At 71.7% G+C, this 21,463-nt stretch carries 18 protein-coding genes and 1 pseudogene; 7 read left to right on the forward strand and 12 right to left on the reverse strand.

What is annotated here, in order from left to right; all coding sequences use genetic code 11:
• Positions 1 to 149: 149 nt before the first annotated feature.
• Entirely contained in the window at positions 150 to 2,879 is a 2,730-nt protein-coding gene (gene ppc / locus DDW44_RS12080; RefSeq protein ID WP_108906408.1) for a phosphoenolpyruvate carboxylase, read from the reverse strand.
• 218 nt (positions 2,880 to 3,097) lie between these two features.
• Here ppc and DDW44_RS12085 point away from each other — a divergent pair, with 218 nt between their 5' ends.
• A complete protein-coding gene (locus DDW44_RS12085; protein WP_026281655.1) occupies positions 3,098 to 4,078 on the forward strand; it encodes an acyl-CoA desaturase in 981 nt (326 codons plus the stop codon).
• A complete protein-coding gene (locus tag DDW44_RS12090) occupies positions 4,075 to 4,749 on the forward strand; it encodes a TetR/AcrR family transcriptional regulator (RefSeq protein WP_018889799.1) in 675 nt (224 codons plus the stop codon). Before DDW44_RS12085 ends, DDW44_RS12090 begins: the two co-directional genes overlap by 4 nt.
• A gap of 307 nt (positions 4,750 to 5,056) precedes the next feature.
• On the opposite strand, the gene DDW44_RS12095 is transcribed toward DDW44_RS12090, so the two are convergent.
• Both DDW44_RS12095 and DDW44_RS12100 read right to left on the reverse strand, forming a co-directional pair.
• Positions 5,057 to 5,419 carry a VOC family protein gene (locus DDW44_RS12095; protein ID WP_108906409.1) on the reverse strand — a complete coding sequence of 121 codons (363 nt, stop codon included), beginning with the start codon at positions 5,417 to 5,419 and terminating at the stop codon, positions 5,057 to 5,059.
• Positions 5,420 to 5,444: 25 nt separating this feature from the next.
• Positions 5,445 to 6,266 carry a trans-aconitate 2-methyltransferase gene (locus DDW44_RS12100; protein WP_018889797.1) on the reverse strand — a complete coding sequence of 274 codons (822 nt, stop codon included), beginning with the start codon at positions 6,264 to 6,266 and terminating at the stop codon, positions 5,445 to 5,447.
• Positions 6,267 to 6,397: 131 nt separating this feature from the next.
• Between DDW44_RS12100 and DDW44_RS12105 the strand changes: the two genes are divergently transcribed.
• Positions 6,398 to 6,895, forward strand: coding sequence for a MarR family winged helix-turn-helix transcriptional regulator (locus DDW44_RS12105; RefSeq protein ID WP_108906410.1), 498 nt, complete (start codon positions 6,398 to 6,400; stop codon positions 6,893 to 6,895).
• Here the strand turns inward: DDW44_RS12105 and DDW44_RS12110 are convergent.
• Positions 6,854 to 7,633 carry a LuxR C-terminal-related transcriptional regulator gene (locus tag DDW44_RS12110; protein WP_017945751.1) on the reverse strand — a complete coding sequence of 260 codons (780 nt, stop codon included), beginning with the start codon at positions 7,631 to 7,633 and terminating at the stop codon, positions 6,854 to 6,856. The genes DDW44_RS12105 and DDW44_RS12110 overlap by 42 nt on opposite strands.
• A 249-nt stretch (positions 7,634 to 7,882) precedes the next feature.
• Between DDW44_RS12110 and DDW44_RS12115 the strand changes: the two genes are divergently transcribed.
• Positions 7,883 to 8,329: a GNAT family N-acetyltransferase gene (locus DDW44_RS12115; RefSeq protein WP_017945750.1), complete on the forward strand. Its 447-nt coding sequence runs from the start codon at positions 7,883 to 7,885 to the stop codon at positions 8,327 to 8,329.
• Positions 8,330 to 8,365: 36 nt separating this feature from the next.
• Here the strand turns inward: DDW44_RS12115 and DDW44_RS12120 are convergent, their stop codons facing one another.
• The 7 genes and pseudogenes from DDW44_RS12120 to DDW44_RS12150 all read right to left on the reverse strand — a co-directional run bounded on the left by DDW44_RS12120 (position 8,366) and on the right by DDW44_RS12150 (position 18,779).
• Positions 8,366 to 9,607 (reverse strand): IS110 family RNA-guided transposase, encoded by a 1,242-nt coding sequence (locus DDW44_RS12120; protein ID WP_108906411.1) that lies wholly within the window; start codon positions 9,605 to 9,607, stop codon positions 8,366 to 8,368.
• A gap of 624 nt (positions 9,608 to 10,231) precedes the next feature.
• Positions 10,232 to 11,197, reverse strand: a complete 966-nt coding sequence (galE, locus tag DDW44_RS12125) for a UDP-glucose 4-epimerase GalE (RefSeq protein ID WP_108906412.1) — start codon at positions 11,195 to 11,197, stop codon at positions 10,232 to 10,234.
• Positions 11,194 to 11,495: pseudogene (locus DDW44_RS32700) on the reverse strand (galactose-1-phosphate uridylyltransferase); the annotation flags it as partial. The pseudogene DDW44_RS32700 and the gene galE, both read right to left, overlap by 4 nt.
• A gap of 485 nt (positions 11,496 to 11,980) precedes the next feature.
• Positions 11,981 to 12,682, reverse strand: a complete 702-nt coding sequence (locus DDW44_RS12135; RefSeq protein WP_017945748.1) for a helix-turn-helix transcriptional regulator — start codon at positions 12,680 to 12,682, stop codon at positions 11,981 to 11,983.
• A gap of 241 nt (positions 12,683 to 12,923) precedes the next feature.
• A complete protein-coding gene (locus tag DDW44_RS12140; protein ID WP_240800528.1) occupies positions 12,924 to 14,819 on the reverse strand; it encodes an outer membrane protein assembly factor BamB family protein in 1,896 nt (631 codons plus the stop codon).
• Between the two features lie 79 nt (positions 14,820 to 14,898).
• Positions 14,899 to 16,542: an outer membrane protein assembly factor BamB family protein gene (locus DDW44_RS12145; protein WP_108906414.1), complete on the reverse strand. Its 1,644-nt coding sequence runs from the start codon at positions 16,540 to 16,542 to the stop codon at positions 14,899 to 14,901.
• 431 nt (positions 16,543 to 16,973) lie between these two features.
• On the reverse strand, positions 16,974 to 18,779 hold the full coding sequence (locus DDW44_RS12150) for an ABC-F family ATP-binding cassette domain-containing protein (protein WP_108906415.1): 1,806 nt from the start codon (positions 18,777 to 18,779) through the stop codon (positions 16,974 to 16,976).
• Positions 18,780 to 18,874: 95 nt separating this feature from the next.
• Between DDW44_RS12150 and DDW44_RS32025 the strand changes: the two genes are divergently transcribed.
• The 3 genes from DDW44_RS32025 to DDW44_RS12160 are packed head-to-tail and all read left to right on the forward strand — an operon-like array spanning position 18,875 to position 20,134.
• Positions 18,875 to 19,027 carry a hypothetical protein gene (locus tag DDW44_RS32025; protein WP_167455489.1) on the forward strand — a complete coding sequence of 51 codons (153 nt, stop codon included), beginning with the start codon at positions 18,875 to 18,877 and terminating at the stop codon, positions 19,025 to 19,027.
• A gap of 49 nt (positions 19,028 to 19,076) precedes the next feature.
• Positions 19,077 to 19,892, forward strand: a complete 816-nt coding sequence (locus DDW44_RS12155) for a helix-turn-helix domain-containing protein (RefSeq protein WP_108906416.1) — start codon at positions 19,077 to 19,079, stop codon at positions 19,890 to 19,892.
• Complete coding sequence (locus DDW44_RS12160; protein ID WP_108906417.1) at positions 19,889 to 20,134, forward strand: DUF397 domain-containing protein; 246 nt, start codon at positions 19,889 to 19,891, stop codon at positions 20,132 to 20,134. Before DDW44_RS12155 ends, DDW44_RS12160 begins: the two co-directional genes overlap by 4 nt.
• Here DDW44_RS12160 and DDW44_RS12165 read toward each other — a convergent pair.
• A complete protein-coding gene (locus DDW44_RS12165; protein WP_108906418.1) occupies positions 20,102 to 21,427 on the reverse strand; it encodes an acyltransferase family protein in 1,326 nt (441 codons plus the stop codon). The two genes, DDW44_RS12160 and DDW44_RS12165, sit on opposite strands and share 33 nt — an antisense overlap.
• Positions 21,428 to 21,463 lie beyond the last annotated feature (36 nt).

Consider the following 21,463-nt stretch of genomic DNA (forward strand, 5'->3'; position numbering starts at 1 on the left):
CCGGCCCGGGGGGAGGGCGCCTGCCGGCCGGCCGAACCGTCCCACCTGCCGCCGGGGGCCCGGGAGCGAGCCCCGAGGGTCCGGGAGCGAGCCCGGGGGCCCGGGAGGTCTCCCGGGCCCCCGGCGACGGGGTGCGGTACGGGCGGGTGTCAGCCCGTGTTGCGCAGTCCGGCCGCGACGCCGTTGACCGTCAGCAGCAGCGCCCGCGACAGCAGCGGGTCGGCCGGTTCGCCGCGCTCGGCGGCGGCGCGCTGCCGGGCGAGCAGGGAGACCTGGAGGTAGGAGATCGGGTCGAGGTAGGCGTCCCGGATCCCGAAGGTCTGCTGGAGCCCCGGGTGGGAGTCGAGGAGCTGCTCGCCGCCGGTGACGTGCAGCACCTCCCGGACGGTCAGTTCGTGTTCCGCCTCGATGTCGCCGAAGACGTGCTTGAGCTCCTCCGGCACGAGGGTGTCCACGTAGTGGCGGGCGATCCGCAGGTCGGTCTTGGCGAGGGTCATCTCGACGTTGGAGATGAAGTTCCGGAAGAAGTGCCACTTCTCGTACATCTCTTCCAGGACGGCGTCCTGGCCCGCCTCGCGCAGGGCCCGCAGTCCGGAGCCGACGCCGAACCAGCCGGGCACGATCTGCCGCGACTGGGTCCAGCCGAACACCCAGGGGATGGCGCGCAGCCCGTCCAGTCCGGCGCCGCTGTCGGGACGGCGGGAGGGCCGGGATCCCAGGTGCAGGTCGGCGAGCTGGTCGACGGGGGTGGAGGCGAAGAAGTACGCCGGCAGGTCCGGGTCCTCGACCAGTCTGCGGTAGGCGGCGTGGGCGGCGTCGGAGGCGATGTCCATCGCGGCGTCCCAGCGGGCGAGGGCCTCGTCGCTCTGCCGGGGCGCGGTGTGCAGGGCGGACGCCTGGAGGGTCGCGGCGACCGTCAGCTCCAGGTTCTCCCTGGCCAGGGAGGGGATGAGGTACTTGTCGGAGATGACCTCGCCCTGCTCGGTCACCTTGATCTCGCCCTCCAGGGTGCCCCACGGCTGGGCCAGGATCGCCTCGTGGGTGGGGCCGCCGCCGCGGCCGACGGTGCCGCCTCGGCCGTGGAACAGCCGCAGCCGGACGCCGTAGCGGTGGGCGACGTCCCTGAGCCTGCGCTGGGCCCGGTGGATCTCCCACTGCGAGGTGGTGATGCCGCCGAACTTGGAGGAGTCGGAGTAGCCGAGCATGACCTCCTGGACGTCGTCGCGCAGGGCGACGAGCCTGCGGTAGGACGGGTCGGCGAGCATCTCGTCGAGGATGACGTCGGCGGCCCGGAGCTCGTCGGTGGTCTCCAGCAGCGGGACGATGCCGATCCTGGCCCAGCCGGCGTGCAGGTCGACCAGTCCGGCCTCGCGGGCCAGCACGGCGGCGGCGAAGACGTCGTCCGCGCCCTGGCACATGGAGATGATGTAGGACTCGATGACCTCGGGTCCGAAGCGCTCGAAGGCTTCCTTCACGGTGTGGAAGACGCCGAGGGTCTTGGCGCCGGCCGCGTCGAGCGGTGCCGGGGTGGGGGCGAGCGGCCGCCGGGAGCGGAGCTCCTTGGCGAGCAGCTTCTGCCGGTACTCGCGCGGCATGTCGGCGTAGCGCCAGGTCTCCTCGCCGAGCCGGTCGAAGAGCTGGCCGAGGGCGTGGTGGTGGGCGTCGGCGTGCTCGCGGACGTCCATGGTGGCGAGCTGCAGCCCGAAGGCGGCGAGGGTGCGGATGGTGCGGTCGAGGCGGCCGTCGGCGAACAGCCCGCCGCGGTGCGCGCGGAGCGACGTCTGGACGAGGGTGAGGTCCTGCAGCAGCTCGGCGGTGCCGAGGTAGTCGCGGCCCGGCTCGTGGGGGGTGCCCTTGGCGAGCCGCTCGCGGGTGTTGACGAGCTTCTGCCGGATGCAGGTGGCCTTGAGCCGGTAGGGCTCCTCGGCGTTGAGCCGCTTGTAGCGGGGGCTGATCTCCGGGAGGCGCTCCAGGTCGGTCTGGAGGGACTCCAGCAGTTCCTCGGTGGCGCCGGCGTAGCGGATCGAGTTGGACAGCAATGCCCGCAGCGAGTCGACGGCCTCGAGGGCGTCGGTGATGCCGTGCTCATGCTGGAGGATCAGGACCTCGCGGGTCACCTCGGGGGTGACGTTGGGGTTGCCGTCGCGGTCGCCGCCGATCCACGTGCCGAAGGTGAGGGGCCGGGTGCCGGGCGGCAGCTCGACGCCGGCGCGCTCCAGCTCGGCGGCGAGGTCCTCCAGGACGTCCCCGACGGCGCCCGCGTGGAGCTCGTCGAGGTAGTAGATGGCGTTGCGGGCCTCGTCGGCGGGCTCGGGGCGCACGACGCGGAGCTCGTCGGTCTGCCAGATCAGGTCGATGCTCTCGGCGAGCCGCAGGTCGTGCCGGCGGCGGTCGGCGGGGTTGACCGGGGTCTCCAGCAGCTCGGCGATCCGCCGGAGCTTGTTGAGCACGGAGCGGCGGGCCGCCTCGGTGGGGTGTGCGGTGAAGACGGGCCGCACGTTGAGGTGGCGCACGGTCTCGCGCAGGTGCTCGGGGTCCGCCTCCTTGAGCATGTCGGCGGTGCGGGAGAGCAGCCCGCCCTCGGCGGCGCGGCGCTCGCGCAGCTCGCGGCCGCGGTGCACCTGCTCGCTCACGTTGGCAAGATGGAAGTACGTGGAAAATGCACGCACCAGCTTGGCGGCGGTGTCCAGGTCGGTTTCGCCGAGCAGCTCGGCGGCGGCGTCGCCGTCGGACCGGGTCAGGGCGCGTACGCGCTCGACGAGGTCGAGGAGCTCGGGGCCTTCCTGCCGTACGAGGGTCTCGCCCAGCAGATCGCCCAGTCGGCGGATGTCGGAACGCAGCTCTGCGCTGGCGGATGAGGTCTGGTCGGCACTGCTCACAGGTGCGGCTCCTTGCAGTGTTTGAGCACGTCTGGAGGTTTTTCCGGAGGCTTTGCGGACCGCGCTGTCCGACGACTCCAAGGATAGGTGTCCGTTCACACGGCGTTGTCCACCGGCCTCTTGCCGCGAGGCTTCGCGCTGCCATACTTACGTGCCCGTAGGTTACGGTTCCGTAGCCGAATGGTTCAGTTGCACCCTCACCCCCCAGGGGACTCCCCATGACCACAAGCCCCGATGTGCTCGACGACGCCCGGAAGTCGTCCGCTCCCGACCTTCCGTCCGCCACGCTGGGCGGCGACAGCAAGCGCTCGATCGAGCAGCTCGCCCTGCTGCTGTTCATCACGGTGCCCTTCCTCGCGCTGCTGGCGGCGGTACCGCTGGCGTGGGGCTGGGGGGTGAGCTGGCTCGACCTCGGCCTGCTGGTGGCGATGTACTACATCGGCTGCCACGGCATCACGATCGGCTTCCACCGCTACTTCACCCATGGTTCCTTCAAGGCGAAGCGGCCGCTGCGGATCGCGCTCGCGGTCATGGGGTCGCTGGCCGTGGAGGGCCCGCTGGTGCGCTGGGTGGCCGACCACCGCAAGCACCACAAGTTCTCCGACGCCGAGGGCGACCCGCATTCGCCGTGGCGTTTCGGCGAGACGGTCCCGGCGCTGATGAAGGGCCTCTGGTGGGCTCACATCGGCTGGATGTTCGACGAGGAGCAGACTCCGCAGCACAAGTACGCGCCGGATCTGATCAAGGACCCGGCGATCCGGGCGATCTCCCGCCAGTTCGCGATCTGGACGGTCGTGTCGCTGGCGATCCCGCCGCTGGTGGGCGGACTGGTGACGATGTCGTGGTGGGGCGCGTTCACCGCGTTCTTCTGGGGCTCGCTGGTCCGGGTCGCCCTGCTGCACCACGTGACGTGGTCGATCAACTCGATCTGCCACGCGGTCGGCAAGCGCCCGTTCAAGTCGCGCGACCGCTCGGGGAACGTGTGGTGGCTGGCGGTGCTGTCGTGCGGTGAGTCCTGGCACAACCTGCACCACGCCGACCCGACGAGCGCGCGGCACGGTGTGATGCGCGGGCAGATCGACTCCAGTGCCCGGCTGATCCGCTGGTTCGAGAAGGCGGGCTGGGCGTACGACGTGCGCTGGCCGAGTGCGGACCGGATCGCCGCCCGGCGCCGGGAGGAAGCCGCGGAGGCGGCATGATTGAGGGCGTGGCGATCGACGGCAGCAGCACCAGCAGTGAGAAGCCCCGGCGGGGGCGCAGGGTCCGGATGACCGGGGCGGAGCGCCGCCAGCAGCTGCTCGACATCGGTCGCACGCTCTTCGCGGCGAAGGGCTTCGAGGGCACGTCGGTGGAGGAGATCGCGGCGAAGGCCGGGGTGTCCAAGCCGGTGGTGTACGAGCACTTCGGCGGCAAGGAGGGCCTGTACGCGGTCGTGGTCGACCGGGAGATGCGCCAGCTCCTGGACATGGTGACCGGGGCGCTGACCGCGGGGCATCCGAGGGAGCTGCTGGAGCAGGCGGCGTTCGCACTGCTGGACTACATCGAGACGTATACGGACGGGTTCCGCATCCTGGTCCGTGATTCGCCGGTCGCCCAGTCCACGGGCACGTTCGCGTCGCTGATCAGCGATATCGCGACACAGGTCGAGGACATTTTGGGGATGGAGTTCAAGAACAGGGGCTTCGACGCGAAGCTGGCGCCGCTGTACGCGCAGGCGCTGGTGGGGATGGTGGCGCTGACCGGTCAGTGGTGGCTGGACGCCCGCAAGCCGAAGAAGGCGGAGGTCGCGGCGCATCTGGTGAATCTGGCCTGGCACGGGCTGGACGGGATGGAGCAGAAGCCGCGTCTGATAGGGCACCGCAAGAGCTGAGCCGGGTGCGGCGCGCGGCGGGCCGGATGCACCGGATGCGGCGCGACGCGCGGCCGCCGGGCGCGGTGCGTCGGGGGCGTGCGCCGGGCGGGCGCGGTAGAAGCCGTGCGCGGGCGGGGCGCGGTAGGGGCGTGCGCCGGGCGTCGGGGGCATCGAGGGCGTGTACCGGGCGTCGGGGGCGTGCGCCGGGCGGGAAGCGCCGCCATGGCGCACCCGCACCGCGCGGATCACCGAGCGGGCGCCGCGCCCGGCCGGCGTCCGGTCCCCCGTTCGTCGCGGGAGGGACACCGGCCGGGCGGCGGGCCGGTCACCGCACCGGTTCCGGGAACTCCAGCCGGTTGCCCACCGGGTCCTTCGGGAAGGAGCGGCGGTACCCGAGGAGATCCTCGTCGCGGGCGACCTGGGCGCCATGGGCGAGCAGGCGCTCGGCGGGCGTCTCGACACCGGTCACCCGCGGCCCCGGGTGGGCCTTGCGCGCGGGGCGGAATCCGGGGTCGACGCCGAGGTGCGGCCAAACGTCGCCGGACCGGAACCAGCAGCCGCCGCGGACGGCGAGCGGCGGCGGCTGGGTGGTCTCCGTCATCCCGAGGGCGCCGCCGTGGTACGCGCGCAGCGCTTCCTCGGAGCCCGCGGGCACGGCGAGCCGGACGTGATCGAGGGCGGTCGGCACGGTGACGCGTCCTTTCCCGGCGGGCCTACCGCGGTTTGCGGGCGACGGCGAAGATGCGGCGGAACGGGAAGACCGTTCCGTGCGGCCCGGGCGGATAGGCCTTGCGGAGCAGGTCGCGGTACTGGGAGAGGAACTCGTCGGTGGCTTCCTCGTCCCCGTCGAGCACGGTGAGGACGGGGCGCAGCGCGGTGCCCTTCACCCAGTCCAGGACGGGGTCCTCGCCGGTGAGCAGCTGGAGGTAGGTCGTCTCCCAGGTGTCCGTCTCGCAGCCGAGGTCGGCGAGCCGGAGGAGGTAGTCGGCCGGGTCCAGTATGTGGACGAATCGGCGGCCCTGGCCGGCGAGGCGGGCGCGCCACTGCGGCGTGTCGCAGAGTTCGCCGAGCAGCGCGTGGCTGGGCGAGGTGAAGTTGCCGGGCACCTGGAAGGCGAAGGTGCCGCCGGGTGCGAGGCCGTCGATCCAGGCGGCGAAGGATTCGGGGTGGTTGGGCACCCACTGGAGAGCGGCGTTGGAGACGATGAGGTCGTAGGGCTCGTCGGGGGTCCAGTGGGCCGCGTCGGCGAGGCGGAAGTCGATCCAGCCGCCGCCGGCCGTGGTGCCGGCGTACTCCGCCTCGGCGCGGGCGAGCATCTCGGGTGAGAGGTCGAATCCGGTGATCCGCGCGTCCGGCCAGCGGTCGGCGAGGAGCACGGTGACGTTGCCGGGGCCGCAGCCGAGGTCGGCGATGCGGGGTGGCCGGTCCGCGTGGGGCAGTTCGGGTATGCGGCCGAGAAGATCGAGGAACGGGCGGGCCCGGTGGCCGGAGTGCCTCAGGTACTGCTGTGGATCCCAGGTTGGAACGGAATGCATGTCTGATCCCCCTTGCTGGAATGTTCGCCGGAACCGGAAGTGAGCTCCGGCCCGACCATGCCCAATAGTCCATCCAAATATATCTTGATCTCAAGAGACTTCACGTCGACAGACCCTTTACACTGATCGCCATGGAGGACGAGGTCGACCGACTGGTCGCTGCCTGGCGCCGCGAGCGCCCCGACCTCGACGTGGAACCGCTCGAGGTGCTCAGCCGCGTCTCCAGACTGGCGCGCCACTTGGACCGCGCGCGCAGGATCGCGTTCGCCGAGCACAATCTTGAACCCTGGGAGTTCGACGTCCTGACGTCGCTGCGGCGCGCGGGCGCACCGTACCAGCTCTCCCCCGGCCAGCTGCTCACGCAGACCCTGGTCACCTCGGGCACGATGACCAACCGCATCGACCGGCTCGCCAAGAAGGGCCTGGTCGGGCGGCTCCCCGACCCCAGCGACCGGCGCGGTGTACTGGTGCGGCTCACCACCGAGGGACGGGACCGCGCCGATCAGGCACTCGCCGGCCTCCTCGACCAGGAGCGCGCCATCCTGGCCGAGCTGTCCCGGGCCCAGCGCGTCGAACTCGCCGGACTGCTACGCCAGTTGACCGCCCCGTTCGACAACGTCCCCGGCTGACGACGCCAGCTCCGCGGGGCCGACGCCGGCCCGGCGGGCCAGCGCCACCGCCGCGAGGGTCGAGTGGACGCCGAGCTTTCCGAGCACGTTCTGCATATGGGTGCGCACGGTGTGCGGAGAGAGGAAGAGCCGCTCGGCGACCGCCTTGCGGCCCAGACCGGCCACCATGCAGCGCAGTACCTCCCGCTCCCGCGGGGTGAGCGACTCCACGAGCCGCTCGCTCTCGGTGCGGTGCTTGCGCGCCGCGGTGAGCTCCCGCAGTACGCCGGTGAGCAGCGCGGGAGGCAGATGCGTCTCGTCCCGCAGCACACCCCGGATCACGGTGAGCAGCCGCTGCAGCGAGCAGTCCTTGGCCACCCAGCCCGAGGCGCCGGCCTGGAGCGCCGAAGCGGCCCGCCGCGGATCGTCCTTCTCGGCGAGCACCACCGTGCGAACGGCGGGCCGGGCCGTGCGGACCGCGGCGACCAGGGAGATCCCGTCGACGAAGCCGTCGCCGTTGTCGGGGACGGCACGTGCGACCACGGGGACCTGCGGTGCCGTCGCGATCCCCAAGTCGGCATCGACCAGCATCACATCGAATCTGCGCCCCTCGGCTGCCGCGCGCTCGAGGCAGCGCAGCGCGGCCGGGCCACTGCCCGCGGCGGCGACCTCGACGTCCGGCTCGGCGGCGAGTGCCGCGGAGAGGGACTCGGCGAAGATCCGGTGGTCGTCCACGACGAGAACCCGGATACGGACCACAGACACCCCCTGGCTGCGATTTCCGGCGGAGGTCACGCATCGACGGGCACGGCGCCCGGCAGGAGAGGGTGGGCCGTCACGGCCGCCGCCGCGAATTGACCACTACCCCGCCCCGGGCGTCGTACCCGACTGATTCGCCCCCTGATCAGCACCGGCCCCCACCGGTGCATGTGCTCAGAGTACGGCCGGTGGCCGTGAGGGGAAGGGCATTTGCAGAACTGGTTGCACGCTGTGTTTAGGGTGTGCCGCATGTTTCGTTTTGAGACAGAAGTCGACAAAGAACGGCTCAGCCTGCTCGGTGAAAGGCTCGACGCCGCCAACGCCCAGCGCTCCCCGGTGATGCGCGCCCTGGGGGCGAGCCCGCACAAGGACGAAGTCCCCTTGCAGGTCTGGGTGGTGGAGGAGGCGACCGGGGAGCTGGCCGCGGGCCTGACGGGCCGCACCTGGGCGCGCTGGCTCCACGTCGACCTCCTCTGGGTCGACGCCCCGCACCGCGGGGCGGGGCTGGGTTCCCAGCTCCTCGCCGCGGCCGAGCGCGAGGCCCGTCTCGGGCGCGGCTGTTCCTGGTCCCGGCTGGAGACATGGGACTTCCAGGCGCCCGGCTTCTACCGGAAGCACGGCTACGAGATCGTCGGCCGGGTGCCCGACTACCCGCCGGGTGTCACGGAGTACCTCCTGGCCAAGCATCTCGCCTGATTCGAAAATCCACCGTCCCGTGTCTGTACCTGCTGGTCAGGCAGCTCCTTCTGTTTGGAGGGTGACTTGGTAGCCGAGTTGGTTGAGCTGGCTCACCAGGCGTCGGGTCTGCCTGGCCCGGCCGGTGCGTTCGATGAAGTAGTGGCCGCCGAGGTCGGCGTATTCGGCGTCGTGGGTGAACATGTGCCAGACGGCGGTCAGGATCGAGTGTTCGACGGCGACGAGGGCTCTCTTCTTGCCGCGGCGGGCGACGATGCGCCGGTAGCGGGCGGCGAGGTAGGTGTCCTTGGTCCGCGATGCGGACGCGGCGGCTTGGCCGAGAGCGGCCTTGAGCCAAGGGTCGCCGTGGCGGGTCTTGCCGCTGCCGGTCCTGCCGCCGGACTGGTGGTTGCCCGGACACACGCCGGCCCAGGAGGCCAGGTCGGCCGCACTGGGGAAACGGGCGATGTCGGCGCCGATCTCGGAGAGGATCACCTGTGCTGCCCGGGTGTCGACGCCGGGGATGGTCACGAGGAGTTCGATGCGGCGGCGAAAGGGCTGCAGCATCACCTCGATGTGCTCGCTGAGCTTGGTCTCGGTGGCGGTGCAGGCGTCGATCCGGTCCAGCATCGCCCGGGCCAGGAAGGCGTGGTGGGCGGTGAAGTTCCCGGTGAGGGCCTCGACGAGGGCGTCGGTCTTGCGGCGCATGCTGCCTTTGGCCAGGTCGGCGAGGTCGTGCGGGTCGCGCTCGCCGGCGATGAGGGCCTCGAGCATCGCGCGGCCGGAGACGCCCAGGATGTTGGAGACGGTGGCGGACAGCTTGATGCCGGTGTCCTCCAGCAGTTTCTCCAGCCGCTGGGTCTCCCGGGTGCGTTCGCGGATGATCTCGGTGCGGTAGCGGGTGACGTCCCGCAGCTGCCGGATCGGCTCCGGGGGCACGAAGCTGGGGCGGACCAGGCCGTGTTCGACAAGCGTGGCGATCCACTCGGAGTCCTTGACGTCGGTCTTGCGGCCGGGCACCGACTTCATGTGCCGGGCGTTGAGCAGCCAGCACTCCATGTCGTGTTCCAGCAGGTAGAACACCGGTTTCCAGTACACGCCGGTGGCTTCCATGCCGACCACGGTGATGCCCTCGGCGAGCAGCCAGTCCCGCATCGCCAGCAGAGCGGAGGTCACCGCGGAGAAGGTCCGCACCTCGCTGCGGCGCCTCGTGCCGGTGCCGCTGGGCACGCGGATGCAGACCTTCACGTCGATCTTGCTGATGTCGATTCCTGCGCAGCGTTCGTGGATCACTTCCATTCCGTCGGCACCCCCTCCAGTCGTCGGCCGCGAGCACGCGACCGTCCGGCGGGGGTCCGGCAGGCGGAAGAGTCTGATTCACGTGCTCGGAGCAACACATCCGGGTGCCTGTCGGTGGACCCCCAGCGTCCTACTGACCCACGGGCTCGGAACGCGCCAAGGCGAGACGACGTCCGCCGGACGACCACGCACCGATTTTCACGCACACAGGGTGTCGCCGTCAGGCGACCGGACTACTGACCCGGAGACCTCGCGGGCGCGGGTCCGCGCCCGCGCCCGCGAGGTCTCCGGCGTCGGCACACCCGCCGGTCGGGTCGCCCCTGCCCGGGGCGGGTGACGGGCCCGGTCCGGGCCAGTCACCCGTCACGGGCCTGTCGGCCGCCCCGGGCTGGTCGCCTCGGGCCTGTCGCCGCCTCGGGCTCGTCACCCATCCCAGGGCTGTCACCCGTCCCGGGCTCGTCGCCCCTCCGGGGCGGGTCACCCGTACGGTTGCCGGAACCGCCCGTGCGGTGCTCATCCGCCGGCGCTCGTCCGGCAGTGCTCATCCGCCGGCGCTCGTCCGGCAGTGCTCATCCGCCGGCGCTTTTCGGCAGTGCTCATCCGCCGGCGCTTTTCGGCCGGTGCTCATCCGCCGGCGTGCCGGGCGCGGGCGAAGTCCCAGGCGTCGGCGACGATCCCGGCGAGGTCCGCCCGCGACGGGGTCCAGCCGAGCCGTTCCCGCGCGGTCGCGGAGGAGGCGACGAGCACAGCCGGGTCTCCGGCGCGGCGGGGGGCGGCGGTCTCCGGGACCGGGTGGCCGGTGACCTTGCGGACGGTCTCGACGACCTCGCGGACGGAGAAGCCGCTGCCGTTGCCCAGGTTGCAGATCAGGTGCTCCCCGGGGGAGATCGCGCCCATGGCGAGCAGATGGGCCTCGGCGAGGTCGGCGACATGGATGTAGTCCCGCACACAGGTGCCGTCCGGTGTCGGGTAGTCGTCGCCGAACACGGAGATCGCCTCGCGGGTGCCCAGCGCGACCTGGAGCACCAGCGGGATGAGGTGCGACTCGGGGTCGTGGCGCTCACCGCGGTCGCCGTACGCGCCGGCGACGTTGAAGTACCGCAGGGACGCCGCCGCCAGGCCGTGCGCGGTGCACTCGCCGCTGATCATGTGGTCGACGGCGAGTTTGGAGGCGCCGTACGGGCTGGTCGGCGCGGTCGGGGCGGACTCGGTGATCGGGGTGGAGGCCGGCTCGCCGTAGGTGGCCGCCGTGGAGGAGAAGACCAGCTTGCGGACACCGGCAGAGCGCATCGCGGCGAGCAGCGCCATCGTCCCGCCCACGTTGTTCTCCCAGTACCTGCCGGGGTGTGCGACCGATTCGCCGACCTGGGAGAACGCGGCGAAGTGCAGAACGCCGTCGTACGAGGGTCCGATGTGGCGGGCGGCGTCCTGGACCCGCCCCTCGACGAAGTCGGCGCCGTCGGGGACGGCCTCGCGGAAGCCGGTGGACAGATCGTCGAGGACGGTGACCTCGTGCCCCGCCTCCAGCAGGTGTGCGGTCACCACGCTGCCGACATAGCCGGCACCGCCCGTCACCAGGTACTTGCTCACTCGCTCGCCACCTCTCGCAGTCGCCGCGCCGCCGCCTTCGGCGGCACGTCGTCGATGAACACGCTCATGCCGGACTCGGAACCGGCGAGGAACTTCGGCTTGCCGGGAGGGCGGCGGCCGGTGAAAAGCTCGCGGTGAGGCGCCAGCCGTCGCGCCCGCCGCAGGCGCCGCCGCCGAACGGGGCCCGGAGCCGGGCGGAGCCGTACCGCGACGGCGGCCGGTCGGTGCCGATGATCCGGTCGGAGCGTCGCAAGAGTCCCAGGCGGGCCTGTGGGGACGCTGTGCGCGCCGCTCCGTCGCACTGGCCGAACCCGGTGACCGTCTTGTTCACGCGGAGCACCCCCCGACCCTCCAACCAGGAACCAACATGAACGCACACGATAACCCATGATCGAACACTCCTGCGCGGGTAGTGGCCGCAGCGCAGCGACTTCACCGGATCGGCATGTGCCGTACGACGGCCTGTATGTGCCGTGCAGCCGCCCGCATGTGCCGTGCGACCGCCCCCACGTGCCGTGTGGCTGACCGCATGTGCCGTGTGGCTGCCTGCCCGCATGTGCCGTGTGGCTGCCTGCCCGCATGTGCGTGCAGCCGCCATGCGCCCGGAAGCCGCCCCGTCGGGCGTGACATGCCGGGGCAGGTGCGTGTCGGCCCCCCACGGCCGCATCCCCGGGCGCACCACCGCGCACGGCCTCCGGCCGCGCCCCGCACGGTCCGCGACCTGGCCTCACGGCCCCCGGACCGCCGCGCAACAGCGGCGTGCGGCGCGAGCCCCGGGCGCCCTCAGCCGGCGTCGAAGTCCGGTGCCGTGAGCGGCGGCTGGTTCGCGGCGTGGTCGAGGAGCCCGGTACGGGCCGCGAGGGCCGCGGCCTCCAGGCGGGAGCCGACGCCCAGTTTCATCAGCACCCGCTGGACGTGTGTGCGGGCCGTGCTCGGGGCTATGCCCATGCCCGCCGCGATGAGCCGGGTGTCCTCCCCCTCCGCGACGCGGACGAGCACTTCCACCTCGCGGGGGGTCAGCATGCGCAGCAGCCGCCGCCCCTCGTCGTCCGGCTGGGCCGCCGGGTTGAGCAGGTCGGTGAACGCTCCCTGCAGCAGTTGCGGCGCCACCGCCGCCTCGCCCGCCCGCGCCTTGACCATGGCCCGCTCGACGCCCTCTATGCGCTCGTCGTGCCGCACATAGCCAGAAGCGCCGGCCGCGAAGGCCGCCGCTATCCCGCGCGGCGACGGCACGGGTCCGAGGACCACCACGGCGACCTGCGGCCGGTCCCGTTTGATCCGCACGACGGGATCGAACGCACCCGGCTCCGCCGGTGCCGCCGTCCCCAGCAGGCACACCTCGGGCGCCCTGCTCACCACCAGTTCGGCCGCCCCGGCCGACGGCGCCGCCGCCGCGAGCACCCGGTGCCCGCGCAGCTTCAGCGCGGAGGCCAGCGCCTCAGCCAGCAACCGGTGGTCGTCGACCACCATGAGCCGCACACCCATCGAGCTACCCCCCATACCCCTGGAGCCGGCCCCCCGCCCCCAGCACTACTGACCCGGCAAGCTACACGCTTGTTCGACGTCGCGCTGCCCTACCCGGCAGAAGTCCCCCGGATCGGCGAAATGCGTGCCGTTCGGGGCAAGTCGGCGAAGCGCGGGGTCCCCCCGCCCGCATGGGCGGGGGACCCCGTCACTCGTGTCCCGCCGGCTCAGCCGCTGGTACTCAGGTCCATGTCCCGCCGGTTCAGCCGGTACTCAGGGCGAGCACCAGATACTCCTCGTCGCGCGAGACCGATCCGCTCGGTTTGCTGAGCATGGTCTCGGCCAGGAAGAGCCGTCCGCCGCTGTAGAGGATCTCGGAGTAGTCCACGCCGAAACCGGACTCGGCCTTGCGGACGGCGTCGTCGGAGGGGATCTCCAGCAGCAGCGTCTGCTCGAAGGTGCCTCCGTCGATGCTGACGATCTGGCCGCCCTTGTCGTAGGGGGGCCGCTTGTAGGCGATGATGTCGCCGCCGTCCATGCGCAGCGGAGAGAGCGTGTACCGGTCTCCGGCCTCCGCCTTGTCGGCGGTCGGCTTGCCGGTGGCCAGGTCGAACGACACGATCTCGTTGGTGTCGCCGTACTCGCCGCTGCCCTCGTGCTCCTCGGTCGGCAGGTAGAGGCGGTTGTTGCCGACTGCGATGTGCCGGCAGCTCTCGACCTCGGTGGAACCGCAGCGCGCGGCGAACCGGTCCGCGTCCGCCGAGATCTTGGCCGTCAGCTTTCCGGTCTTCTCGTCGACGACGAAGAAGTCCGAGATGCCGCTGCCGTCCCCGGCCGTGTCGCCGACGTCGGCGGCGACCACGAGCGGCCTGGTGGACACGACGCTCGCGTACTCGACGCCCGCGGGCATCCTGAACGAGGACAGCGGCGCGCCGGTCCGCGGGTTCAGGGACTGGACGACGACGTACCGGCTCCCGTGGGCGCCGCACTTGCGGACCGCCACCAGGGCCGGGCCGCCGCCGTAGCCCATGTCGTAGCAGTTCTCCGCGTTGGCCTGGGGCTTCCAGCGGACCGCGCCGGTGGCGAGGTCGAAGGCCGCGCCCCCGTCGGTGCCGCCCGCGGCGACCGTGCCGCCGCCGAGGGTGACCTCGGTGAACCGGGCCTTCTGGTCGCCCGTTCCCTTCACCGACCCGCTCCACAGCAGCTTGCCGGTGGCGAGGTCGATCGCGCCCACTTCACTGCACTTCTCGTAGTTGCGCGGGGGCTTGCGCTTGGCGGGCTCGAAGGCGATGGCCGTCTTGCGGTCCTCGGTGGCATGACGCGACGCCGCGCACACCTGGCCGGGAAGCGGGAGGGTCCACTTCACCGCGCCCGTGGTGAGGTCGTAGCCGACGACGGAGTTGATACCGGTCTTGACGTACAGCTCGTCGGTGACCCACGAACCGCCCACATCGGTGACATCGGTGACCTTCGGCTGCGGCAGCCGGAAGGCCACCCTGGCCGTGGTGTTGGACGGTACCTTCTCCTCGCCACCGCCCTCGACGCCCTTGTCCTCGCCGCCGTCCGCTCCCTGGCCGGAGCCCTTGGCCTGGCCTGCGCGGTCGTCCCCGTCGGTGGCGGCGAACCAGACGCCCGCGCCGATGATCAGCACCACGGCGACGACCGCGGCGAGGATGATCCGGGCCTGGGTGCTCAGCCTCCTGCCACCGCCCGGCCGCGTGCCGTTCGGCGCGCCGTACTGCTTGCCGTACTGCGGACCGTACTGCGGATGCGTCGGCTGCGTCGGATAGCCGTAGCCGTACGGCTGCTGCCCCACCGGCTGTGTCGGGTAGCCGTATCCGTAGCCGTGAGGCTGCTGCCCCACCGGCTGAGTCGACGGGCCCGCTGCCTGCGGGAAGCCGTAACCCGGCGGGGCCTGCGGATGGCCGTAACCGGGCTGCTGCGGAGGCGGGATGGGCGCACCGAAGCCGCCCTGCGGGGGCGGCCCGGGCTGCTGCCGGGGCGGGGCGGGTTGCTGCGGCGCCTGGTCCGACTGCCCGCCCGGCTGCTGCGGCTGCTGCTGCGGGTGTCGCTGCGACTGCTGCTGCTGGCTGGGCGGCTGATCCGGCTCACGCGGCGGCTGGTTGGGCTGGTTGGGAGGCTGGGGTGGTTGTGTCATGCCTGCGTACCTCTGAGGGGTTGCGAGAAGGAAACGACTCGTCCCGGCCGTCCGGATCGGGGCGTCCGGCCGGGCACGGTCACTGCCCGAAGGCCATCATCGTCTTGGTCTCCTTCTCCTCCTCGTCGTTGCTCGCGCTGACCCGGCCGCTGGTGATGACGAAGCGGCCGTCGTGGTAGGCCAACCTGGGGTCCCAGAAGGTTCGCTCGATGGAGGACGTCGACGCGGGGTTGCGCAGCAGTACGGTGGGCTTGCCGCCGGTCGGCGCCAGCGTCGCCACCGCGCCGCCCGCGTCGTACTTCGGCTCCACGTACAGCAGGACGTTCGGGCCTTCCATCCGGAGAGGGATCATCGTCTGCTCGGCGGGAGCGTCCGCGCGCCACTTGCGTTTGCCGGTGTCGAGGTCGAACGCCACCACGGAGTTGGTACGGGCCGCACCACCCGTCCGGGGCTCCGTCGCCATGTAGAAGGTGTCGGCGTCGGCCGCCACGCCGACGCAGCCCTCAAGGATCTCGCCGAAGACGACGAAGCCGCCACCGCAGCGCGGCCGGTAGCGGTCGGTGCCGCCGTCGATCTGCGAACGCAGCGTCCCGTTCGCGTTGAGCGCGATGACGCTCCACTTCTTGCGGTCGGGCTGCGACAGCGAGACGACCAGGGGGCTGACCGAATAGACCTTGTCGACCTGCCAGTCGACCGGGAGCTTGTACGTCCATCTGGCCTTGCCGGTGGCCGGGTCCAGCTCCTGGAGCTGCTCCTGGGTCTTGCCGTAGTCGCCGGTGCGGCAGGTCTCCGCGGCGATCAGCTTCGGGCCGCCGGCGAACGCCTGCGGCTGGCAGTTGCCCGGCAGCTTGCCGAAGAGCGGGGCGCCGTCGCTGATCCGGAATGCCTCGCCGTTGCCCGTGCGGGCGGCGGTCACGGTGTTGCCGCTGATCGCCAGGGTGACGCTGGACAGCAGGTCGAAGGCGCCCTTCTTGGTGATCGTCTTCTGCCAGCCCGTCTTGCCGGTGCGGAGGTCGACGAGCTGCAGCCGAGTGCAGTCGGCCTTGCCGCCCGTGCCGTCCTTGTAGGCAATGACGATCTTGCCGTCGTCGGTGCCGCGGACCGGGGCCGCGCACAGCTCGGCGGGCAGCGGCAGGCTCCACTTCTTGCCGCCGTCGTCGGCGGAGTAGCCGGCGAGCTCCTTGTACATGCCCTTGACGACGATGTCGCCGGCGAACCACGGGCCGTACACCGTCGCGCCGTTGCGCGGCAGGTCGACGTCGTTCTTGGCCAGCCAGAGCACCTTGGACTCGCCGTCCTTCCGGCCCGCGTTGAGGTCGTCCACCTCCTTCCGCCCGGTGCCGTTGCCGCCGCCCTGGTCGACCGGCTCCGAACCGGTCGGCTGCGGGCCGCCGGACCGCTTGGCGTCCGGCCTGGGGTCGTCCTCACCGCCGCCGAGCGCGAGCCAGGCGCCGCCGCCGATGACGAGGACCGCCGCCAGGGCCGCGCCGATGATCGCGGCGGGCTTGCCCCTGAAGAAGGTGCGGCTGCCGCCGCCGGGAGGGGGCGGGAAGGGCGCGCCCGGGTACTGCGGCTGGGTGGGGTGTGGGCCGTACGGACCGGGCTGCGGGTACGGACCGGGCTGCTGACCGTACGGACCGGGCTGCGCGTAGGGGCCGGGCTGGGTGTACGGCCCTGGCTGACCGTACGGACCGGGCTGCTGGGCATACGGAAGGGGCTGCATGTACGGCTCGGGCCGACCGTACGGGCCGGGCTGACCGTATGGCTCGGGCTGACCGTACGAGCCGGGTTGACCGGGCTGACCGGGAGCCTGCGGCGGCGTGGGCGGCGGCTGCGCGGGCTGCGGAGGACCGTCCTGCCGAGGGGTCTGCGGAGATTCGGAGCCCTCCTGCGGCGGTTGCTGGCCGGGTGGCTGAGTCATCGGCTCTTCCCCCTTTGTGCGGCCCGCTGCCCGACCGGCCTCCCCCGCGATTCCTTCGGGTATACACCTTGGGAAATGGAGCGAATCGGACATGGATTCCGCAACGTCACGTCGTTCGAGCGGGGTTTCTTTCTATCACCCGGAGCATGTCAAGAAGCGGGCCGGTCCGCCCCTGTACCCAAGGGAGGACCGGCCCGTGATGCCGCTGTTACGCGGCCGCCGCGCGACGCCGCCTACGCGTCCTCGGCCAGTTCGAGCCAGCGCATTTCCAACTCTGCGCGCTCGGCGGAGAGTTCACGGAGCCGCGTGTCGAGTTCCGCCACTTTCTCGAAATCGGTGGCGTTTTCGGCGATCTGCGAATGCAGCACGGACTCCTTTTCGGAGACCTTGTCGAGCTGCCGCTCGATCTTCTGCAGCTCCTTCTTCGCGGCCCGCTGGTCCGCCGCGGACTTCTCGGTTCCGGCGGGCTTCGCGGGAGCGGCCGGCGCGGGGGCCGCGGCCTGCAGCACCTTCGCCCGGCGCTCCAGGTACTCGTCGATGCCGCGCGGGAGCATCCGCAGGGTCGCGTCGCCGAGGAGCGCCAGCACCCGGTCGGTGGTGCGCTCGACGAAGAAGCGGTCGTGGGAGATCACGACCATCGAGCCCGGCCAGCCGTCGAGGAGGTCCTCCAGCTGCGTCAGGGTCTCGATGTCGAGGTCGTTGGTGGGCTCGTCGAGGAAGAGGACGTTCGGCTCGTCCATCAGCAGCCGCAGCAACTGGAGCCGGCGCCGCTCACCGCCGGACAGGTCGCCGACCGGGATCCACTGCTTCTCCTTCGAGAAGCCGAACTGCTCGCAGAGCTGACCCGCGGTCATCTCCCGGCCCTTGCCGAGGTCGACGCGGTCGCGGATCTGCTGGACCGCCTCCAGGACCCGCAGGTTCGGGTCGAGTTCGGTGACGTCCTGGGAGAGGTAGGCCAGCCGCACGGTCTTCCCGGTGACGATCCGCCCGGCGGTGGGCTGCCGTTCGCCGTCGCTGCCCGCCGCCTCGGCCATGGCGCGGAGCAGGGAGGTCTTGCCCGCGCCGTTCACGCCGACCAGGCCGATCCGGTCGCCGGGGCCGAGCTGCCAGGTCAGATGCTTCAGAAGGACCTTCGGCCCGGCCTGGACGGTGACGTCCTCCAGGTCGAAGACGGTCTTGCCGAGCCGCGAGGTGGCGAACTTCATCAGCTCGGAGGTGTCGCGCGGCGGCGGCACGTCCTTGATCAGCTCGTTGGCGGCCTCGACGCGGAAGCGGGGCTTGGACGTCCGCGCCGGGGCTCCCCGGCGCAGCCAGGCGAGTTCCTTGCGGACGAGGTTCTGCCGCTTGGTCTCCTCGGTGGCGGCGATGCGCTCCCGCTCGGCGCGGGCGAAGACGTAGTCGGAGTAGCCGCCCTCGTACTCGTATACCGTGCCGCGCTGGACGTCCCACATCCGGGTGCAGACCTGGTCGAGGAACCAGCGGTCGTGGGTGACGCAGACCAGTGCCGAGCGGCGCGCCTGGAGGTGTTTGGCGAGCCAGGCGATGCCCTCGACGTCCAGGTGGTTGGTGGGCTCGTCGAGGACGATCAGGTCCTGCTCGGCGATCAGCAGCTTGGCGAGCGCGATCCGGCGCCGCTCGCCGCCGGAGAGCGGCGCGATCACGGTGTCCAGGCCCTGCGGGAAGCCCGGCAGGTCGAGCCCGCCGAACAGGCCGGTGAGCACATCGCGGATCTTGGCGTTGCCGGCCCACTCGTGGTCGGCGAGATCGCCGATGACCTCGTGGCGGATGGTGGCGGCGGGGTCGAGCGAGTCGTGCTGGGTGAGCACCCCGATGTGCAACCCGCCGCTGTGGGTGACCCGGCCGGTGTCCGGCTCCTCCAGCCCGGCGAGCATCCGGATCAGGGTCGTCTTGCCGTCTCCGTTGCGGCCCACGACTCCGATGCGGTCCCCCTCGGAGACGCCGAGCGACACGCCGTCGAGCAGGGCGCGGGTGCCGTACACCTTGCTGACTGCCTCGACATTGACCAGGTTGACGGCCATTTCTCTCCTGACAGGGGGATCGATCGACCTACCAGGGTAGTCGGGGCGCACCGCGCCCGGTCCGCGCGTACGGTGCGCGACCGTACACCCGCGAAGTGTGGACGGTACGTGTCCGTTCCCTGACGCTGGGTGAGTCGAGCGAGTGGACGTCGCCCGGCCGCGTCGGCGTCATGGGCCTCGTCGGCGTCGGCGCCATCGGCGGCGTCATCGGCCTCGTCGACGTCATCGGCAGCGGGGGCGCACTGTGACGCCCCTCGACGCACCCGGACGCACCTGGAGGTGGCGGAAGTGGCCGCAGTGGACGACGAGCCCGTGCCGTCGGACAGCCTGAAGACCTTCGGGGCGTTCGTACAGGGACTGCGGGAGCACGCGGGGCTGACACGGGAGGCCTTCGCGCCGATGGTGGGCTTCTCCCGGCACACGGTGGCCTCGATCGAGCTGGGCCGCCGGATGCCGGACACGCAGTTCGTGGAGCTGGCGGAGGTGGCGCTGGGCAACACGGGCGCGCTGCGGCGGGCGTTCGGGCATCTGACGCGGCAGCCGGGACTGGCGTCGTGGTTCCGCGAGTGGGCGCGGCGGGAACGGACGGCGGTGAGCCTGTGCACCTACGAGTGCCGGATGGTGCCGGGGCTGCTGCAGTCGGAGGGGTACCTGCGGGCCCTGTACGAGAACGAGGTGCCGCCTCTGTCCGACGAACAGGTGGAGAGCCAGATCGCCGCCCGGCTGGAACGGCAGCGGCTCCTGCGTGAACGGCCCAACGTGCCCTTCAGCTTCATCGTCACGGAGGCGGTCTTCCGGCAGCGGCTCGGTGGTACGGAGATCACCCGGCAGATGCTCGACCATGTGCTGGCGAGTAGCGCCCCGCGGAACGTGACGCTTCAGATCATGCCGACCGCCTGCGAGTTCCACGCCTGTCTCGCGGGAATGTTGCAGCTCCTGGAAGGGCCGGACGGGAAGCGGTACGCCTACTCGGAGGGGCAGAGGAACGGCCGTCTGATCAGCGACCCGAAAGAGGTGGTCCCGCTCCAACAGGCGTATGACACACTGCGCTCACAGGCCCTCACCCCCAGCGAGTCACGGGGTCTGCTGGAGCGAATCCGAGGAGCGCTATGAGCACCGCAGAACTCGCCTGGTTCAAGTCCAGCTACAGCAGCGCCCAGGGCGACAGCTGTGTCGAAGTCGCCCTGGACTGGCACAAGTCCAGCTACAGCAGCGCCCAGGGTGATGACTGCGTCGAGGTCGCCGCCTGCCCCGGTACCGTCCACGTCCGCGACTCCAAGGTCCCCGACGGCCCTCAGCTCGCCGTCCCCGCCGCCGTCTGGTCAGCGTTCGTCTCGGCGTACGGCGAAGCCTGACCGTTCCACCAGCCACCAGCCCGCCAGCGCCATCCCGACCGCGGCCGGGGCGCTGACCGGCACCGCGATCAGGGTGGCCGTGCGGCCTTCGAGCAGACCGGCGAAGCCGACCATGGACAGGCCGAGCACTCCGAACAGGCAGAGGGTGATGCCGAGCGCGGCGAGCGGGCCCGAGCCGGGCCGGACCGGTGCGGGTGAGGGCTGTTCGAAGCCGCGGAACGCGGCGACCAGCAGCGCCGTGAGGAGCGCAGCCGCGGCTATCCGTAGCGGGGTCTGCGCCCACCAGGCGGCCGAGGCCGGTTCGGGCAGCGTGACGCCCGCGGCGAGCAGCGCGCCGTAGACGCCGAGCATCGCGGTCAGATGCCACAGGAACGCGGTCATGGCGACGCCGTTCGCGGCGACGACGCCGCGCCAGAGCCGGGGCCGGGCCACCAGCCGGGCGCCGGGTCCGCGCAGCAGCTCCACCGCGCCGACCAGCCACAGGCCGTGGCAGAGCAGCGCCAGCGTGGGCGGGGCCATGTTGGAGACCTTCTCCCCCGGCATGCCGACCATGGACAGCGGGTACGGCCCGGCCGCCACCAGCAGCGCGGCCCCGGCCAGCCCCGTCGCCGCCAGCGCCGAGGGCAGCCGGAGGCGTCCGTCGGCCCGCAGGAAGCCGAGCTGGTGCACGGCCAGCCAGACGAAGGCGAAGTTCAGGAACTCCACGAAGGGGACACCGAGCGTGAAGCGGAGCACGTCCACCAGGACCGCGCCGGCGACGAGCGCCCCGAACGCGCCCCAGCCGTACCGCTCGTGCAGCTTCAGCAGCGGCGGGGTGAAGGCGACCATCGCCAGGTAGATCCCGATGAACCACAGCGGCTGGGTGACGAGCCGCAGCGAGACACCGGTCAACCCGGCGCCACCGCCGAGCAGTTGCACCAGCAGCGCGGCCGCGCCCCAGACGAGCACGAAGACCATGGTGGGCCGCAGCAGTCGCCGCAGCCGCGCCCGCAGGAACGCCGCGTACGGCGAGGCGCCGTCGCCCGCGGGGTGCCTGCGGCGCAGGGAGCGGTAGGAGAGGGCGTGCGAGAAGCCTCCGACGAAGAAGAACACCGGCATGATCTGCAGTGCCCAGGTGAGGAGTTGGAGCTCCGGCACGACGGCGAGCAGATTGCCGACGCCGTCGGCGGTGACGGCGGCCATCAGCCAGTGCCCCACCACGACGGTCCCCAGCGAGACGACCCTCAGCAGGTCGACATAGCGGTCCCGGGTGTCCGGTGTCGCCTCGGCGAGCGCTCGTACACGTGATCCCATGCGCCCACGGTCCCGCCCGGGGCGCATGGACGGGAG

The organism is Streptomyces tirandamycinicus, from assembly GCF_003097515.1.
Classification (GTDB): Bacteria; Actinomycetota; Actinomycetes; order Streptomycetales; family Streptomycetaceae; genus Streptomyces; species Streptomyces tirandamycinicus.